At 63.2% G+C, this 17,331-nt stretch carries 18 protein-coding genes; 7 read left to right on the top strand and 11 right to left on the bottom strand.

The window, feature by feature from the left end; all coding sequences use genetic code 11:
* Window positions 1-73 precede the first annotated feature (73 nt).
* Together MJ643_RS31465 and MJ643_RS09690 are read right to left on the bottom strand one after the other, a co-directional pair.
* On the bottom strand, window positions 74-202 hold the full coding sequence (locus MJ643_RS31465) for a PA1414 family protein (RefSeq protein WP_009683677.1): 129 nt from the start codon (window positions 200-202) through the stop codon (window positions 74-76).
* Between the two features lie 124 nt (window positions 203-326).
* Complete coding sequence (locus MJ643_RS09690) at window positions 327-1,220, bottom strand: LysR family transcriptional regulator (protein ID WP_038410071.1); 894 nt, start codon at window positions 1,218-1,220, stop codon at window positions 327-329.
* Window positions 1,221-1,326: 106 nt separating this feature from the next.
* Between MJ643_RS09690 and MJ643_RS09685 the strand changes: the two genes are divergently transcribed.
* The gene (locus MJ643_RS09685) at window positions 1,327-2,499 is read left to right on the top strand and encodes an MFS transporter (protein ID WP_013973696.1); all 1,173 of its coding nucleotides are present in this window, start codon (window positions 1,327-1,329) and stop codon (window positions 2,497-2,499) included.
* A gap of 127 nt (window positions 2,500-2,626) precedes the next feature.
* Here the strand turns inward: MJ643_RS09685 and MJ643_RS09680 are convergent, their stop codons facing one another.
* The 3 genes from MJ643_RS09680 to MJ643_RS09670 all read right to left on the bottom strand — a co-directional run bounded on the left by MJ643_RS09680 (window position 2,627) and on the right by MJ643_RS09670 (window position 4,388).
* On the bottom strand, window positions 2,627-3,553 hold the full coding sequence (locus MJ643_RS09680) for a DMT family transporter (RefSeq protein ID WP_013973697.1): 927 nt from the start codon (window positions 3,551-3,553) through the stop codon (window positions 2,627-2,629).
* A 107-nt stretch (window positions 3,554-3,660) separates the two neighbouring features.
* Window positions 3,661-4,056, bottom strand: a complete 396-nt coding sequence (locus MJ643_RS09675) for a hypothetical protein (protein WP_013973698.1) — start codon at window positions 4,054-4,056, stop codon at window positions 3,661-3,663.
* A 77-nt stretch (window positions 4,057-4,133) separates the two neighbouring features.
* Window positions 4,134-4,388 (bottom strand): BrnA antitoxin family protein, encoded by a 255-nt coding sequence (locus MJ643_RS09670; RefSeq protein ID WP_013973699.1) that lies wholly within the window; start codon window positions 4,386-4,388, stop codon window positions 4,134-4,136.
* A gap of 242 nt (window positions 4,389-4,630) precedes the next feature.
* On the opposite strand from MJ643_RS09670, the gene MJ643_RS09665 reads away from it, so the two are divergent.
* Entirely contained in the window at window positions 4,631-4,942 is a 312-nt protein-coding gene (locus MJ643_RS09665; RefSeq protein ID WP_208209635.1) for a hypothetical protein, read from the top strand.
* Between the two features lie 125 nt (window positions 4,943-5,067).
* Here MJ643_RS09665 and MJ643_RS09660 read toward each other — a convergent pair whose 3' ends face one another.
* The gene (locus MJ643_RS09660) at window positions 5,068-6,429 is read right to left on the bottom strand and encodes a DEAD/DEAH box helicase (protein WP_038410073.1); all 1,362 of its coding nucleotides are present in this window, start codon (window positions 6,427-6,429) and stop codon (window positions 5,068-5,070) included.
* A 104-nt stretch (window positions 6,430-6,533) separates the two neighbouring features.
* Between MJ643_RS09660 and MJ643_RS09655 the strand changes: the two genes are divergently transcribed.
* A complete protein-coding gene (locus MJ643_RS09655; protein ID WP_024087553.1) occupies window positions 6,534-7,835 on the top strand; it encodes a mechanosensitive ion channel family protein in 1,302 nt (433 codons plus the stop codon).
* A 311-nt stretch (window positions 7,836-8,146) separates the two neighbouring features.
* Here MJ643_RS09655 and MJ643_RS09650 read toward each other — a convergent pair whose 3' ends face one another.
* From MJ643_RS09650 to MJ643_RS09635, 4 genes are all read right to left on the bottom strand, one after another.
* On the bottom strand, window positions 8,147-9,523 hold the full coding sequence (locus MJ643_RS09650) for a cytosine permease (protein WP_038410074.1): 1,377 nt from the start codon (window positions 9,521-9,523) through the stop codon (window positions 8,147-8,149).
* A 72-nt stretch (window positions 9,524-9,595) separates the two neighbouring features.
* Window positions 9,596-10,477, bottom strand: coding sequence for a carboxylate/amino acid/amine transporter (locus tag MJ643_RS09645; protein ID WP_208209594.1), 882 nt, complete (start codon window positions 10,475-10,477; stop codon window positions 9,596-9,598).
* A 288-nt stretch (window positions 10,478-10,765) separates the two neighbouring features.
* Complete coding sequence (locus tag MJ643_RS09640; RefSeq protein ID WP_013973705.1) at window positions 10,766-11,365, bottom strand: FMN-dependent NADH-azoreductase; 600 nt, start codon at window positions 11,363-11,365, stop codon at window positions 10,766-10,768.
* 110 nt (window positions 11,366-11,475) lie between these two features.
* A complete protein-coding gene (locus MJ643_RS09635; RefSeq protein WP_012051530.1) occupies window positions 11,476-11,790 on the bottom strand; it encodes a hypothetical protein in 315 nt (104 codons plus the stop codon).
* Between the two features lie 48 nt (window positions 11,791-11,838).
* Between MJ643_RS09635 and MJ643_RS09630 the strand changes: the two genes are divergently transcribed.
* From MJ643_RS09630 to MJ643_RS09615, 4 genes are all read left to right on the top strand, one after another.
* Window positions 11,839-12,762 (top strand): LysR family transcriptional regulator, encoded by a 924-nt coding sequence (locus tag MJ643_RS09630; RefSeq protein ID WP_009683100.1) that lies wholly within the window; start codon window positions 11,839-11,841, stop codon window positions 12,760-12,762.
* Between the two features lie 13 nt (window positions 12,763-12,775).
* The gene (locus MJ643_RS09625; RefSeq protein ID WP_013973707.1) at window positions 12,776-13,588 is read left to right on the top strand and encodes an alpha/beta hydrolase; all 813 of its coding nucleotides are present in this window, start codon (window positions 12,776-12,778) and stop codon (window positions 13,586-13,588) included.
* Window positions 13,582-14,139 carry a peptidylprolyl isomerase A gene (locus MJ643_RS09620; RefSeq protein ID WP_013973708.1) on the top strand — a complete coding sequence of 186 codons (558 nt, stop codon included), beginning with the start codon at window positions 13,582-13,584 and terminating at the stop codon, window positions 14,137-14,139. The genes MJ643_RS09625 and MJ643_RS09620 overlap by 7 nt, the downstream gene beginning before the upstream one ends.
* 63 nt (window positions 14,140-14,202) lie before the next feature.
* A complete protein-coding gene (locus MJ643_RS09615; protein ID WP_013973709.1) occupies window positions 14,203-16,035 on the top strand; it encodes an ABC transporter ATP-binding protein in 1,833 nt (610 codons plus the stop codon).
* A gap of 125 nt (window positions 16,036-16,160) precedes the next feature.
* Here the strand turns inward: MJ643_RS09615 and MJ643_RS09610 are convergent, their stop codons facing one another.
* A complete protein-coding gene (locus MJ643_RS09610; protein WP_013973710.1) occupies window positions 16,161-17,288 on the bottom strand; it encodes a GNAT family N-acetyltransferase in 1,128 nt (375 codons plus the stop codon).
* Between the last annotated feature and the right edge of the window lie 43 nt (window positions 17,289-17,331).

The following is a 17,331-nucleotide window of genomic DNA, read 5'->3' as shown; positions in this document are numbered from 1 at the left end:
GTACAGGCAACACACAACTGGCAGACACAAAAAGGCCGCTGCACCCACCCAGGTGCAGCGGCCTTTGTCTGTATCAGCGACGACGCGGTTGGCGTTTGCGCTGCTCTTCATCAGTCGGGATCGGCACCGGCTGCAAGGGTGGTGGAATCAGCCCCAAGGCGACAGCCAGGTCATGGAGCCAGTTGGACAGTGGTTTATTCATAATGCCCCCTTGACGGGTCAGCCTCACGGCAATTCAATCCTGCGATGTTTCATACAGATCATAGCCCTATGTCCTGTATTACGCATGCCTCTAAAGCTACAGATACGGGCCATTTTGATACGGATCAAGCCGTAACGGCGCATTCCGACGACTGGTTAATCGTTTCGCTTTGTTGCAGGTCGATCCAGGCCTGCAAATTTGCCCCGCGCATGCCCTGGGGCCACATCAACCAGGTGACCGCCTGATCGAACGGTGCCTGCAGGTGGTGCACCCGCACCCGGTCGCGCCCGAGCAGACTGTCGAGCATCGACCTGGCCATCATCGCCACACCCGCGCCGGCGATCACGCAGGCCAGCATGCTCTGGTACGACTCGATCTCCATCACCCGGCCCATGGGCGTATGGGCATGGGCATACCAGGCCTCCAGGCGCATGCGGTACGAGCAGCCCTGGCGGAAGGTGAACACCGCCTTGCCGGCCACATCCTTGGCAGTGTGTACCGCCGGGTGCTCGGGGCTGGTGATCAGCACCAACTGCTCATCGCAAAGCGGCACGCCATCCAGCCCGGCCAGGCTCGGTGGCCCATCCACCAGGGCCGCGTCCAAGGTGTGGTTGAGCAGGCCTTCCAGCAACTCACCACTGGGCGCCGCACGCACCTGCAAGTTAACCGCCGGGTAGGCCTGATGATAACGCGCCAGCAACCCCGGCAAATGGGTCGCCGCCGTGCTGTACATGGTCCCCAGCACGAAGTCCCCGGCCGGTTGGCCGCCCCGCACGGCGGCCAGCGCCTCGTCGCGCAAGGCTGACAGGCGGTTGGCGTAATCCAGCAGCACCTTGCCCGCGGGCGACAGCTGCAGGCGCTGGCGCTCGCGCAGGAACAGCTCGACACCCAGTTGCTCTTCGAGCTGGCGCAAGCGCGTCGACAGGTTCGACGGCACCCGATGCAGGCGCTCTGCGGCGCGGGTGACCGAACCTTCCTCGGCCACGGCCTGGAAGATACGCAGTTGGCTGAATTCCACGGCATTCTCCAAAACAGAACAACTTGATCATCATTATTCAATTCTATTGAAAAAGAAACCGACCTAACCTGCCAGCCATCGCTTACATCCGCGCAGGAGACTTGTCATGTCGCCACTCATTCAACTGCTGGCCAGCGCCGTGGCGCTGATGATGGCCATGGGCATCGGCCGTTTCGCCCTGACCCCGCAGCTGCCGCAACTGATCGCCGAAGGCCAGTTCGACCTGACGGTCGCCGGGCTGGTGGCCGCGGCCAACTACCTGGGTTACTTCATCGGCGCGGTCGATGCCATGTTCGCCCGCTCGCCGGGCCAGGTGCGCCTGCGCCTGCACGGTGGGCTGTGGCTGTGCGTACTGCTGACCCTGGCCTCATGGGCCGCAGACGGGTTCTGGAGCCACCTGCTGCTGCGCTTCGGCACCGGCGTGGCCAGCGCCTGGGTGCTGGTGATGATAACCAGCCTCAGCCAACAGGTGGCCAATGCCGACAACCGCCAGCGCCTGGGCGCCCTGGTGTTCGCGGGGCCCGGCCTGGGCATTGCGCTGACTGGTTTGTTGGCGCTGGTGGCGCATTTGTGGGGGCTCGGCTCGGCAGCACTGTGGCTGATCTATGCCGTGGCCGCGCTGGTGATGCTGCTGGCGGTGCGGCCTTGGCTGCCCAGGGCGCTGCAAGCCGCGCCGGTATCGCCCGCTACACACCTGGGCCCGACCCGCAGTGTCGGCATCGGTCGCCTGGGGCTGGTATATGCGCTGTATGGCGTAGGTTACATCCTGCCGGCCACCTTCCTGTCGCAGATGGCCAACCAGCAGTTCCACGGGCAGTGGCTCGCAGACCTGTTCTGGCCGGCATTCGGCCTGGCGGCGGCGCTGGGGGTTCTGCTCGTGAGCCTGCGGCGTGGCGGCCGAACCGCGACCTGGCTCACCGCCACCCTGTGGCTGCAGGGGCTGGGTGTGCTGGCCTGCCTGATGGGCGGAGGTGTCGGGCTGGCGTTGGGCGTGATGCTGTGTGGCGGGCCGTTCCTGGCCTGCATGCAGCTGGTGATGCAACGTTCGCGGGAGCTGGCGCCGCATGCCACGCAGCGCAATGCCGGGCTGCTGACAGCCTGCTTTGCCCTGGGGCAGTTGAGCGGGCCGCTGCTGGCAGCGGTCAGCAGCCATTACAGCGGCGGGCTGCAGCCGGCGCTGATGGTGGCCGCGGGTGGGTTGGTGGTGGCTGGGGGGCTGGTGCTGTTTGGCAGCGCTGCACAGCAGGCCAACGCCTGTCAGGCCAAGGCTGCATCCTGAATCGTAGCTGCCTGTGCCGGCCTCTTCGCGGGTAAACCCGCTCCCACAGGTACTGCACAGGCCTTGAAGATTGTGCGGCCCCTGTGGGAGCGGGTTTACCCGCGAAGAGGCCGTAACAGGCTAGAACTCACCCCACAAACTTACGCAACTGCTGCTTCACCCAAGGCTCGGCACTCACCAGCACCACCCCCAGCAGCACCATCAACGCGCCAACCACAAAGTTCAGGCTAAGCGGCTCATCCAGCAACAACACGCCAAAGGTCACCCCGAACAGCGGGGTGATGAACGAGAACACTGCCAGGTTCGACGCCAGGTATTTGCGCAGCAACCAGAACCAGGTCAGGTAGCTGATGAACGACACCACAATCCCCTGGAACAGCACGCTGCCCATCGCCAGCGGCGTCAGCGTCACCGCGCCGATCTGGCCGCTGAGCAAGGCAATCAGCAGCAAGCCGGCAAAGCCCACCGCCAGCTGATAGAACAGGGTCAGGGTCGCCGGTGCTTCCGACAGCCGCGAGCAGCGCACCACCACCGTAGTCGCCCCCCAGGCCAGCCCGGCGATCACGCCAAAGGCATCCCCCAGCAGAGTGCGGCCATCCATGTGCTCGAACGACATACCGCCGGCAAACGCCATGGCAATGCCGCCGAACGCCAGCAGGATCCCAAGCCATTGCAGCAGCCGCAGGCGTTCGCTGGGCAGCCTGAAATGCAGGCCCAACGCGGTAAACACCGGCGCTGTATAGAGAAACACCGACATGTGCGCCGCCGACGTCAGCTTCAGCCCCTCGGCAATGAACAGGAACTCCAGGCCGAACAATCCGCCCGCCACCACCCCGGCACGCCAGGTGCTGCCGACCTGCTCCCAGCCCCCGCGCCAGCACAGCATCAGGCCCACCAGCACGGCGGCGATGCCGTTGCGCAGGGCCGCCTGCATCACCGGCGCGATATCGATGGCAGCAGTCTTGATCAGGACCTGCTGGCAGCCCCAGATCAGGCACAGCCCCAGCATCACCTGGAAGGCAAAGGCGTCAGGGTTCTTGCGGGCCGCGCTCATGAGCGGGCCTCTGCGATGGTCATTGGCATGGGCGAGGGCTCGGCAGTTATTCAGGAACTACCGATTATCGGGTTTCCATGGCCACCCTTGCCAGCCTCAAAACGACCTCAGGCGATCTGTGCCTTCGCCGACACCTGCTCGAAGGTGGTTTCATCCAGCGCATCCTCCTGCTCGTCCAGCACCTGGCGCGGGTGCTCGAAGCCGGGGATGCTGCTGTCGATCAGGCTCATCAACCGCGAGCCTCGTTCGGTCAGCACGAAATTCTCGCCATTACCACCATCTTCTTCGGGTCGGGTTTCGATGAAACCACGCTCGAACAACAGCCTCTCGTACTCGCAGGCACGGGTTTTCAGGTGGTCCAGGTCGCCCACCGGCTCCCCCTTGGCAGCCAGTGCCGCAGCGTGCTGCTCGGCATAGGGGCGTGGCGTGAAGCTGTGACCGGCGCCGTTCTGCACCTCGTGCAGCAAACGCTCGATCAGGTCCCAGTCGTAGGCGATGCTCATGGCTACGGGCTCCTGCTGTGGACGGAAGGGGTACACAGGTTGGGACCTGCCGAGGTTGCCCGGCGTTCCGAAATATCTCAGCGCTGGCGTTTTTGCGCTTGCATGTACTGGCGCAGCAACTGGTTGATCCGGGTCTGGTAGCCGCTACCCTGCTCTTTGAACCAGGCGAGGACATCGGAATCGAGGCGAATGGTCACCGTCTGCTTGGCTGGAACACGCAGCTCAGCCTCGCGGAAGAAATTTTCATCCAGCTCAGGAATATCCGAGGTATCAATAGCCTGGTCGTCCTGTCGAGCCAGGCGACTCCAGTCAGTTTTCGATGCTTTGGTCATAATGTCTGGCCTCCCATTTGGTCCGTATTTACACCTGTACATACGACACCTCCTGATCCAGGCCAAAGCTAGGGAGCGATCGCACACTCTTCAATAGCTTCAGGAGGTTTTGGGAAAGGGATTACAACCTGGAGGGAAGTGGCCTGGCCAAATGGCTCACAAGGCTAGGTCAGATGCCCAGCTGGGGACAGGCTGACCATGAAGTGCCACCGGTCGAAGGCGCTGAACTAACGGCCAGGCACATGCCTCCACCGGGCATCACCACCGCCGGAGGTAGGAAGGATGAACTGCTGCTGCCCATTGCCTGTGCCACTGCCCTGTCCTGCGCCCTGCCCGCCTGGGCCTGCACACCGGAAGAAGCAACGCAGAAACGCGAAGAGCTGGCCGGGTTGGTCACCCAGTTGACCGAGCAGAACCCGCAGAAGGCCAAGGAGATCAATGACGAACTTCAAGGGATGGAGCTGGGGACGGCGAGCAAGGATTTGCCCGACAAGTGTCAGCTGATCGACAAGCGGATCAAGGAGTTGAAAGAGGCGGAGAAAAAGGCTGAATAGTGGTCGCCTGTGCTGGCCTCTTCGCGGGTAAACCCGCTCCCACAGGGATCGCACAGGCCTGGAAGCCTGTGGGGTCGCTGTGGGAGCGGGTTCACCCGCGAAGAAGCTAACACCGTTACCGAGCGTTACTCAGCCGCAGGCCTGCGCTTCTTCAGCGGCGCCAGGCCGTCAGCGCTGGCCAGCGGTGCATTGGCCTTCGGCTTGGCGGTTGGCTTGCGCTTGGCGGCCGCCTTCTTGTCACCGGTCTTCTTCTCGACCTTTTTCTTCTTGCTGCCAGCCGCCTTGCCCGAGGCCTTGACCTTCTTAGGCCCGTTGTAGGTGCCCTTCACTTCCTTGATCACCCGGCGCTCGAACTGCTGCTTGAGGTAGCGCTCGATGCTCGACATCAGGTTCCAGTCGTTGTGGGTGATCAGCGAGATCGCCAGGCCTTCGCCACCGGCACGGCCGGTACGGCCCACGCGGTGCACGTACTCGTCACCGCTGCGCGGCATGTCGAAGTTGATCACCAGGTCCAGGCCGTCGATGTCCAGGCCACGGGCCGCAACGTCGGTAGCCACCAGCACCTTGGAGCTGCCCTGCTTGAAGCGGTCCAGGGCCAGCTTGCGGTCCTTCTGGTCCTTCTCGCCGTGCAGCACGAAGGCCTTCACGTCCTTGGCCACCAGGTGGCCGTAGATGCGGTCGGCCAGCGCGCGGGTGTTGGTGAAGATGATCGCCTTGTCGAAGGTTTCGTTGGCCAGCAGCCACTGCACGATCTGCTCTTTGTGCTGGTCGTGGTCGGCGGTGATGATCTGCTGGCGGGTGCCTTCGGCCAACTGCGAGACGCTGTTGAGCATCAGGTGCTCTGGGTCTTTCAGCACCTTGCCGATGATGTCGCGCAGGGCCGCACCACCGGTGGTGGCGGAGAACAGCAGGGTCTGCTGGCGGTTCTCGCACTCCTTGCACAGGCGCTCCATGTCCTCGGCAAAGCCCATGTCGAGCATGCGGTCGGCTTCGTCGAGGATCAGCACCTGCACGTGGGACAGGTCGAGGTTGCCGGCATTGAGCTGCTCGAGCAGGCGGCCCGGGGTGCCGATCAGCACGTCCGGCACCTTGCGCAGCATGGCGGCCTGTTCCTTGAAGTCTTCACCGCCGGTAACCAGGCCCGACTTGATGTAGGTGAACTGCGAGAACAGCTGTACCTGCTTGAGGGTCTGCTGGGCCAGCTCACGGGTCGGCAGCAGGATCAGCGCGCGGATCTCGACGCGGCGTTCGCGCAGGTCGACCAGGCGGTTGAGCAGCGGCAGCACGAAGGCCGCGGTCTTGCCGCTGCCGGTCTGCGCGGTCACGCGCAGGTCACGCCCTTGCAGGGCCAGGGGGATGGCCGCGGCCTGCACCGGGGTTGGCTCGACAAAGTTAAGCTCGGCCACGGCTTTAAGCAGGCGTTCATGCAGGGCGAATTGGGAGAACACGGAGGTAACCTCAGGCAAGTGCGGAAAATTCAGTTGCATAGGGTAACGTTTTCTGCCGCCTTAGCCGAATTTCTTTTGGCAACTTTGTCGCCATCCGCGCTCTAATGGCGCTTCGTTTGGCAACAAAGACTGTACGCAAGCCCATGGATATCCAACGAATCTGGCGTGACTCCCTCGACCTGTGGGGCACCCTTGACCAACATCCGATGCTGCACGCGGCCATCGGCCTGGCGGTGCTGCTGCTGGTTTCCCTGGTCATCGGCCGCCTGGCACGCTTCCTGGTGTTGCACGGCGCCCGCCTGCTCGCCCGCCAGCCAGCGCTGAAGTGGCTGGACGACCTGCGCAACAACAAGGTTTTCCACCGCCTGGCACAGACCACGCCGTCACTGGTGCTGCAGTTCGGCCTGAAACTGGTGCCCGAGCTGTCCGACACCGCCCAGCACTTCCTCGGCAATGTCGCCCTGGCCTTTACCCTGCTGTTCATGACCATGGCGTTGTCGTGCCTGCTGGATGCCCTGCTCGACATCTACGCCCGCACCGAACACGCCCGCACCCGCTCGATCAAGGGTTACGTGCAACTGGCCAAGATGATGCTGTGGATCTTCGCCTCCATCGTCATCGTCGCCACCCTGATCGACCGCTCGCCACTGTTGCTGCTGTCGGGTCTGGGTGCCATGTCGGCGGTGCTGCTGTTGGTGTACAAGGACACCCTGCTGTCGTTCGTCGCCAGTGTGCAGCTGACCAGCAACGACATGCTGCACGTGGGCGACTGGATCGAAATGCCCCAGGTGGGCGCCGATGGCGATGTGGTGGACATCACCCTGCACACCGTGAAAGTGCAAAACTTCGACAAGACCATTGTCTCCATCCCCACCTGGCGCCTGATGAGCGAGTCGTTCCGCAACTACCGCGGCATGCAGCAGTCCGGTGGCCGACGCATCAAGCGCAGCCTGTTCATCGACGCGGCCGGCGTGCGGTTCCTGACTCGCGAGGAAGAACAGCGGCTGAGCCAGGTGCACTTGCTGGCCGACTACCTGGCCGGCAAGCGCCAGGAGCTGCAGCGCTGGAACGAGGCCATGGGGCCGGTGGCCGAGCTGTCGGCCAATCGCCGCAAGCTCACCAACATCGGCACCTTCCGAGCGTTTGCCCTGGCCTATCTGAAGAATCATCCCAACGTGCACCCGAACATGACCTGCATAGTGCGGCAGATGCAGACCACCGCCGAGGGCGTGCCGCTGGAGATCTACTGCTTTACCACCACCACGGTGTGGGCGGATTACGAGCGGATTCAGGGGGATATCTTCGACTACCTGCTGGCGGTGTTGCCGGAGTTTGGCTTGAGCCTGTATCAGCAGCCGAGTGGCAACGACATGCGGGCGGGGTTGAGCGGGCGTGTATCGCAAGAGCCTGTGCCGCGTCGGCTGGAAGACATGAGCGAGGCTTGATATTGCCGGGGCTGCTTCGCAGCCCATCGCCTGCAAGCCAGCTCCCACAGAGGTCACGCAGATCGTGAGATCTTCGTTGTACCTGTGGGAGCGGCTTTAGCCGCGAAGAATCCAACGCGGTGCATGGCACCGGCTGCGCCGGTGTTCGCGGCTAAAGCCGCTCCCACAGGGCCCCTGCTAATTCAATGAGTTATGTGCAGTTCGATGAGAGCTGGCTTGCCGGCGATGGGCCGCAAAGCGGCCCCAAATTGTTTGACTGACAGGCATTACGAGGGTGGTGTTTAAGCAGCCCTTTTCGTGCCAGGGCCGAGTCAGGTGTGCGCATTCATGGTTGTCGAAAGCCGGTTGCTCCCGCGCCCATGGACCATGCAGTACAGCGCACCGGCCAGGATCAACCCCATCGCCCAACTGATATCCGCCCCCAGCCACTCAGCCACGAACCCCGTGTAGAACGACAGCTTCATGAACGGGATGGTACCGATGATCGACACGGCGTACACCGCCAGGCTTCGACGATTGAAGCATCCATAACGCCCCTTGGAGTCATACAGCGCCCCCACATCATAGCGGCCCCTGCATACCCAGTAGTAATCCACCAGGTTGATGGCGCTCCATGGGATCAACAGGTACAGCTGGCCGATCAGGATGTCGGCAAAGAACGTATCGAAATTGTATTGGGTGGCGATGGCGATCAGCGTTGCCGCTGCGGTCAGGCCAGCCATTACCAAGGCCTTGGCCGTCGCGGTCACACGCCGGATGGCCTTGAAGGCACCAAAGATCGTGACCGACGACATGTAGGCGCTGTACAGGCACAGCACGTTGTACTGGATCACCCCCAGCGCTATCACTGCCAGCGCCAACGGCGCCCACGGGCCGAACAACGCGGCAATGGCTGTGGCCGGGTCATGCCCCAGTGCCGACGGCAATGCCACTGCCACCAGCGCGCCGAGTGCCATCATGGCGAAGGAGCCCAGCGCACAACCGCAGTAGGTGGCCCAGAACGTGGCGCGTGGGTTGACGTTGGCCGGCAGGTAGCGCGAGTAATCGGCTACATAGGGGCCATACCCCAGCGTCCAGGAGGCCGACTGGGCCACGATCAGGTTGAAGGCGGTGAACGAGAAGCCGGTACTCACTGCCGTCGTGGTTGCCATGTCGCCGGGGTGCAGCAGGATCAGCACCAGGGCGCCCGCAAAAACCAGCGTGGACAACAGGCTCATCCACGCGCCCAGGCGGTGGATCAGCTCGTAGCCGACAAAGCCGATAACAAAGGTCAGCAAGCCGACCACCACGATCGCCTGGTCATCGCTCATGGGCACCAGCGCCTGCAAGGCACTGCGCATCAGCACGCCGCTGGCGGCGAGGAACAGGACTGCGGCCGTGACCATCACCAGCAGAGGGAGCGCGGCACCATGGACACCGAACTGGGCCCGGCTCTGGATCATCTGTGGCACGCCCAGGTGAGGCCCTTGGGCAGAATGCGCGGCCATGAACACGGTGCCGATGAGGTTACCGACCAACAGGCCCAACAAGGTCCAGCCAAGGCTTAGCCCCGATGCAATGCCCAGGGTGCCGACCATCAGCGCGGTTATCTGGAAATTGGAGCTGAACCAGATGGTGAACAATCGTTTAGGCGTGCCATAACGCTCTGCGTGTGGGACAAATTCGATACTTCGCGTTTCTAGCTTCACGCCGGTCTCCCGATTTTGTTTTCCGGATTATCGGGTAGGGACCGGCGGAATTTGGGTTCAGTAACGAACGCGTCATAGCTGACTGCGCCATGGCTTGCTTGATAACGTCAGGGTACCCAGGCGGCTCATCCACACCGACGCCAGGATCACTGCCCCGCCGATGAGCAGCCTGCCCAATGGCTCGTCCTGGTTCCAGATCAGTAGATTGAGCAGCAACCCTACCGGCACATGCAGGTTGTTCATCACCGCCAGCGTCCCGCCCGAAACCATGCAGGCGCCCTTGTTCCACCAGTACAGCCCCAGCGCCGTCGGGCACAGGCCCAGGAACAGCAGCACCAGCCACTGCACATCGGTGGTCGGCAGGTGCTGGGCGTTGCCGAACAGCAGGAAGGCCGGCAACACCACGAGCAAAGCCCCCAGGTAGAAATAGCCGAAGCGCTTGTAGTGCGGCAGGTCGCTGGGGTGGCGTGCAACCAGATGGCGGTACAGCACCTGGCCGGCGGCGTAGGTGAAGTTGGCCAGTTGCAGCAGCAGGAAGCCGATGAAGAACTCGCCGCTGATGGTGTCGAAGCGGATCACCGCCGCGCCGGCCACCGCCACCAGCGCTGCCAGCAGCGCCCACGGGTTGAAGCGCCGGTTCATGGCGTCTTCGATCAGCGTCACGTGCAACGGCGTGAGAATGGTGAACAGCAGCACCTCCGGCACGGTGAGCACGCGAAAGCTCAGGTACAGGCAGACGTAGGTGATGCCGTACTGCAACGCGCCGATCAGCAGCATAGAGCGCATGAAGCGCGGCTCGACCTGGCGCCAGCGGGTCAGCGGCAGGAACACCAGGCCAGCCAGCACCACGCGCGCGAGCACGGCAAAGTAGCTGTCGACGTGCCCGGCCAGGTACTCGCCGATCAGGCTGAAGGAAAACGCCTGGATCAGCGCGACGATTATCAGGTAGCCCATGGTTGCCTCTCGTGGATCAAGGCCGCGACCTTAGCGGGTTGCGGCAAATGAGTTCAACCATGAGGAATGTAAGGGCTGTGCCGGCCTCTTCGCGGGTAAACCCGCTCCCACAGGGACACCACAGGCCTCAGGTGCCGTGATATCCCTGTGGGAGCGGGTTTACCCGCGAAGAGGCCGGCACAGGCACCCATGAAATTCCAGGCATAAAAAAAAAGCCCGGCCATGCAGGCCGGGCAGGTACACCCAAAGGAGCAACAACAGGTGTCAGGGTTGGGAATTCGCTAAGCCTCAGGCCACCGCCGCCAGCTTGGCCTTGGCCTGGTTGACGCCCTTCTCGTGGAAGTCAGCGCTCATGTTCAGGCCTTCGGCATGGATGAAGTCGACATCGTGAATGCCGATGAAGGCCATTACCTGGCGCAGGTACGGTTCCTGGTGGTCGCTGGTGGCGCCGGCGTGGATGCCGCCACGGGCAGTCAGGACGATGGCGCGCTTGCCGGTCAGCAAACCCTGCGGGCCGGTGGGGGTGTACTTGAAGGTGATGCCGGCACGCAGCACATGGTCCAGCCAGGCCTTCAGGGTGCTGGGGATGGTGAAGTTGTACATCGGCGCAGCCATCACCAGCACGTCGGCGGCGAGCAGTTCATCGGTCAGTTCGTTGGAGCGGGCCAAGGCGTCCAGTTCCGCCGCACTGCGCTGTTCTTCGGGCTTCATCCAGCCACCCAGCAGGTTGGCGTCCAGGTGCGGCACCGGGTTCACGGCCAGGTCGCGCACACTGATCTGATCGGCCGGGTGGGCGGCCTGCCACTGCTGGATGAAATCACGGGTCAGCTGACGGGAAACGGAATCCTGCTGGCGGGCGCTGCTTTCGATGATCAGTACGCGGGACATTGGGGTGCCTCCATCGGCAAAAAGGGTTGCGATTCGATGGAGGTGAGATTACGGGTTGACCTATCGATAAAAAAGCGTAAAAAATGGGTTCAATCTATCGATTTATCAGTTTATTCTGCACTGCAGTTCAAGGCGATCCGTAGTTTGATGATCTGCCGGTTGAACTTGGCAGTGACATCGACGCTTTTACCGGCCGGTACGTTCACCCGGCGCACCCTTGGTGCCTCGGGGCCATTGCGGAAGGTCACCTTGCACGCGGCCGGTACCTGCCCATAGTTGTTGAGGGTGATGGCGCCAATGTCATAGGCCGTGTCATAGGCGGTGTAGTCGAGCTTTACCCCGGTCAGTTCCTTCTCAACGTCGATGGGATAAGCCATGGCCCCGAGGGGCAGGCACATCAGTATTGCCGCACAACATTTCTTCATTGGCCGCTCTCCTTGAAAGAGCGCAGCTTAGGACAACAGGAGCGAAAGATGAAAGCGCCGCGCGTAACCCTTGACCAGTGGCGAACCCTGCAGGCAGTGGTCGATCACGGTGGGTTTGCCCAGGCCGCCGAGGCACTGCACCGCTCGCAGTCATCGGTCAGCTACACCGTGGCCCGCATGCAGGAGCAACTGGGCGTGCCGCTGCTGCGCATCGACGGCCGCAAGGCGGTGCTCACCGAGGCCGGCAGTGTGCTGCTGCGCCGTTCGCGCCACCTGGTCAAGCAGGCCAGCCAGCTCGAAGACCTTGCCCACCACATGGAACAGGGCTGGGAGGCCGAGGTACGCCTGGTGGTGGATGCCGCCTACCCCAGTGCCCGCCTGGTCCGCGCCCTGGCCGCGTTCATGCCGCAGAGCCGTGGCTGCCGGGTGCGCCTGCGTGAAGAAGTGCTGTCTGGCGTCGAGGAAGTGATGCACGAAGGCATCGCCGACCTGGCCATCAGCAGCTACAGCATCGGCGGCTACCTGGGCGCCGAACTGAGCGCGGTGGAGTTCGTCGCCGTCGCCCACCCCGAACACAGCCTGCACCGCCTGGGCCGCGAACTGACCTTCCAGGACCTGGAGAGCCAGTTGCAGGTGGTAATCCGCGACTCGGGCCGCGCCCAGCCGCGCGATGTCGGCTGGCTGGGTGCCGAGCAACGCTGGACCGTCGGCAGCCTGGGCACCGCCGCTACCTTTGTCAGCAGTGGCCTGGGCTTTGCCTGGCTGCCCCGCCACATGATCGAGCGCGAGCTACGCGAAGGCGTGCTCAAGCCGTTGCCGCTGGATCAGGGTGGCAGCCGCCACCCACTGTTCTACCTTTATTCGAGCAAAGAGAAGACCTTGGGCCCGGCTACGCAGATTCTCATCGACCTGCTGCGCAATTTCGACACCGCGCCATTGGACGTGCCCTTCGCAGCCCCCCCGCAAGCCTGAGAGGACCGCGCCCATGGCCTATTTCGAACACGAAGGATGCACACTGCATTACGAGGAATACGGCCAGGGCGAACCCCTGGTATTGCTGCATGGCCTGGGCTCCAGCTGCCAGGACTGGGAGCTGCAGGTGCCGGTGCTCAGCCGCCATTACCGGGTAATCCTCATGGACATCCGCGGCCACGGCCGCTCCGACAAGCCACGCGACGGTTACCAGATCGCCACCTTCAGTGCCGACCTGCTGGCCCTGCTCGAACACCTGCACACCGGCCCCGTGCACATCGTCGGCCTGTCCATGGGTGGCATGGTCGCCTTCCAGTTCGCTGTCGACCACCCGCAGTGGCTGCGCAGCCTGTGCATCGTCAACAGCGCCCCCGAGGTCAAGCGTCGCACCCGCAGTGACTGGGTGTGGTGGCTCAAGCGCTGGGGCCTGGCGCGCCTGCTCAGTGTCGAAACCGTCGGCAAGGGCCTGGCCGAGCGGCTGTTCCCCAAACCGCAGCAGGCCGAACTGCGGCACAAGATGGCCCAGCGCTGGGCACGCAACGACAAGCGCGCCTACCTCAAGAGTTTCGACGCCATCGTCGACTGGGGTGTGCAGGAACGCATCGGCCAGGTTCACTGTCCTACCCTGGTGATCGCAGCCGACCAGGATTACACCCCGATACAACTGAAAGAACGCTACGTTGCCCTGATGCCTCACGCCAGGCTGGTGGTCATCGACGATTCCCGGCACGCTACACCCCTCGACCAACCCGAGGTCTTCAACCAGACCCTGCTGCAGTTCCTTGCAGCCGCTTCCACCTCTCAAGGATCTTTGAGCCCATGCTGAAAAAACTCCTGCTCACCGCCTGCTCGGTCGCCTTCGCCACCAGCGTCATGGCCTCCGACAAGACCCCGCACGTACTGCTGGACACCAGCTTCGGCCAGGTCGAGATCGAGCTCAACGCCGAGAAGGCACCGATCAGTACCAAGAACTTCCTGCAGTACGTCGACAGCGGCTTTTACAACAACACCATCTTCCACCGCGTGATCCCGGGCTTCATGGTCCAGGGTGGCGGTTTCACCGAGCAGATGGTGCAGAAAGAAACCCAGGACCCGATCAAGAACGAGGCCGGCAACGGCCTGCAGAACACCCGTGGCACGCTGTCGATGGCGCGCACATCCAACCCGAACTCGGCCACCAGCCAGTTCTTCATCAACGTCGCCGACAACGATTTTCTCAATCCGGGCCGCGACGCCGGTTACGCCGTATTCGGCAAAGTGACCAAGGGCATGGAGGTGGTAGACCAGATCGTCAATTCACCGACCACCGTCAAGAAAGGCATGCGCGATGTGCCAGCCGATCCGGTCTACATCAAGTCCGCCAAACGCATCGACTGACCGCAGGTTTCACAGGGACGTGAAAACCTTCCGGGGTCGGGTAGCACAGGAGTCTTGTCACCCATGCTGTACCGCCGTTTCGAGCAACTGATCGACATCTTCCGCGACGCGCCCAGCGAGTCGCCACCTGGCCAGGTGTGGCCGTTCTACCTGTACTACCTGCGCCAGGTGTGGCCGAGCTTTCTCGCCCTGCTGGTGGTGGGCCTGTTCGCCTCGCTGATCGAGGTGGCGATGTTCAGCTACCTCAGCCGCATCATCGACCTGGCACAGGGCACGCCCAATGCCAGTTTCTTCAGCGAACACAGCGGCGAACTGATCTGGATGCTGGTGGTGATCCTGCTGTTGCGCCCGATATTCTTCGGCCTGCACGACCTGCTGGTGCACCAGACCATCAACCCCGGCATGACCAGCCTGATCCGCTGGCAAAACCACACCTATGTACTCAAGCAGAGCCTGAACTTCTTCCAGAGCGACTTCGCCGGGCGCATCGCCCAGCGCATCATGCAGACCGGCAACTCACTGCGAGACTCTGCGGTGCAGGCGGTGGATGCGCTATGGCACGTGCTGATCTACGCCATTACCTCGCTGGTGCTGTTCGCCGAGGCCGACTGGCGCCTGATGCTGCCGCTGCTGCTATGGATCGCAGGCTACATCGCCGCGCTGTTCTACTTCGTCCCCCGGGTGAAGGAGCGTTCGGTGATTTCCTCCGACGCCCGCTCCAAGCTGATGGGCCGCATAGTCGACGGCTACACCAACATCGCCACCCTCAAGCTGTTCGCCCACACCGACTTCGAACAGCAGTACGCGCGCGAAGCGATCCGCGAACAGACAGAGAAAACCCAGCTGGCCGCACGCGTGGTCACCAGCATGGACGTGGTCATCACCACCCTCAATGGCTTGCTGGTGGTCGCCACCACAGGCCTGGCGCTGTGGCTGTGGAGCCAGTCGCTGATCACCGTCGGCGCCATCGCCCTGGCCACCGGCCTGGTGATCCGCATCGTCAACATGTCGGGCTGGATCATGTGGGTGGTCAACGGCATCTTCGAGAACATCGGCATGGTCCAGGACGGCCTGCAGACCATCGCCCAGCCGGTCACCGTCACCGACCGGCCCAACGCACCGGCGCTCAAGGTCAGCCGCGGTGCGGTGCGTTTCGATGATGTGGACTTCCATTACGGCAAGGCCGCCAACGTGATCGAAGGGCTCAGCCTGGACATACGCCCGGGCGAGAAGATCGGCCTGATCGGCCCCTCGGGGGCAGGCAAGTCGACCCTGGTCAACCTGCTGCTGCGGCTGTATGACGTGCAGGGCGGGCGCATTCTCATCGACGGCCAGGACATTGCCGAGGTAAGCCAGGCCAGCCTGCGCGCGCAGATCGGCATGATCACCCAGGACACCTCGCTGCTGCACCGCTCGATCCGTGACAACCTGCTGTATGGCCGCCCCGATGCCAGCGAGGCCGCGCTTCATGAAGCGGTGCGCCGGGCCCGCGCCGACGAGTTCATCCCGCAGCTGTCGGACGCTCAGGGGCGCACCGGTTTCGATGCCCATGTGGGCGAGCGCGGGGTCAAGCTGTCGGGTGGCCAGCGCCAGCGCATCGCCATTGCCCGGGTGCTGCTGAAGAATGCACCGATCCTGATCATGGACGAGGCCACTTCGGCGCTGGACTCGGAGGTAGAGGCAGCAATCCAGGAAAGCCTGGAGACGCTGATGCAGGGCAAGACGGTGATCGCCATTGCCCACCGGCTTTCCACCATCGCCCGGATGGACCGGCTGGTAGTGCTGGACAAGGGGCGGATTGTCGAGAGTGGCAGCCACAGTGAACTGCTGGAGCAGCAAGGCTTGTATGCCCGGTTGTGGCATCACCAGACCGGGGGGTTTGTCGGGGTCGACTGATTCCTGTACTGGCCTCTTCGCGGGTGAACCCGCTCCCACAGGGACCGCACAAATTTCACGGTCTGTGCAGTACCTGTGGGAGCGGGTTCACCCGCGAAAGGGCCGGCACAGGCAATATGAATGGATCAGTCCCGGCGATAGGGCAACATTCCCCTGGCCTCCTCGGCATACGCCCGCACCCCTTCCCGCTCCTGCGCCAGAAAATCCTCTACCGCCCGCCGCAGCCCCGGGTGCAGCAGGTAGTGCCACGACCGCGTCAGCACCGGCTCGAAGCCGCGAATCAGCTTGTGCTCCCCCTGTGCCCCGGCATCGAAACGCTGCAGCCCTTCGGCAATGGCAAAGTCCATGCCCTGGTAGAAACAGGTTTCGAAATGCAGCCGGTCGAATTCGTCCAGGCACCCCCAATAACGGCCAAACAGGCTGTCGCCCCCCACCAGGCTCAGGGCCATGGCCACATCACGGCCACCCTGCCGCGCCATCACCACGCGCAACGCTTCGGGCATGCGCTCGGCAAGCAGGCTGAAGAACTCGCGTGTCAGGTAAGGCGCACGGCGGCGCACCGCGTAGGTATTGGCGTAGCAGCGGTAGACGAAATCCCACTGCGCCTCATCCAGTTCAGCCCCACGGTACCAGCGGAATTCAATACCGTGCCCGGCCACCTGTTCACGCTCCTTGCGCATCTGCTTGCGCTTGCGCGAACTCAGACTGTCGAGAAAATCCTGGAAGTCACGGTAGCCGTGGTTGCGCCAATGAAACTGGCAGCCCAGGCGCTCCATCCAGCCCGGCTGGCCGGCCAGCTGTTCGTCCAGCGCCGGCTCGGTGAAATTGATGTGCGCGCCAGACAGCCCGCCCTTGGCCAGGTACTCCGGCAACGCCTGCAGCACCAGCAGGCCATCGGCTGGGTCGGCGGCGAGCAGGCGTGGGCCGCTGACCGGGCTGAACGGCACGGCACCGAGCAGCTTGGGGTAGTAGGCAATGCCGGCCCGCTCACAGGCATCGGCCCAGCCATGGTCGAACACGTACTCGCCAAACGAGTGCCATTTGCGGTACGCCGGCAGCAGCGCCCGTACCCGCCCGTCACGTTCCAGCACCAGGTGTTCGGCGGCCCAGCCGGTGTTGCGCGCGACGCTGCCGCTGTCCTCCATGGCGCTTAGAAACGCATGGCGTAGAAACGGTTGGCCAGCGGGCACCAGGGCATCCCAGGTGGCCGCCGGAAGATCACGCAAATGAGCAAGGCTGTACAGGCTGGTCACGGTTTCGGCTCGCTGTTTCAAGGTACCCAGTATCCCCAAGGAA

It is taken from the genome of Pseudomonas sp. PNPG3 (genome assembly GCF_023093815.1).
GTDB lineage: Bacteria > Pseudomonadota > Gammaproteobacteria > Pseudomonadales > Pseudomonadaceae > Aquipseudomonas > Aquipseudomonas asiatica.
Note: the sequence above shows the minus strand (reverse complement) of the source record. Positions and strands in the feature narration are given on the sequence as shown.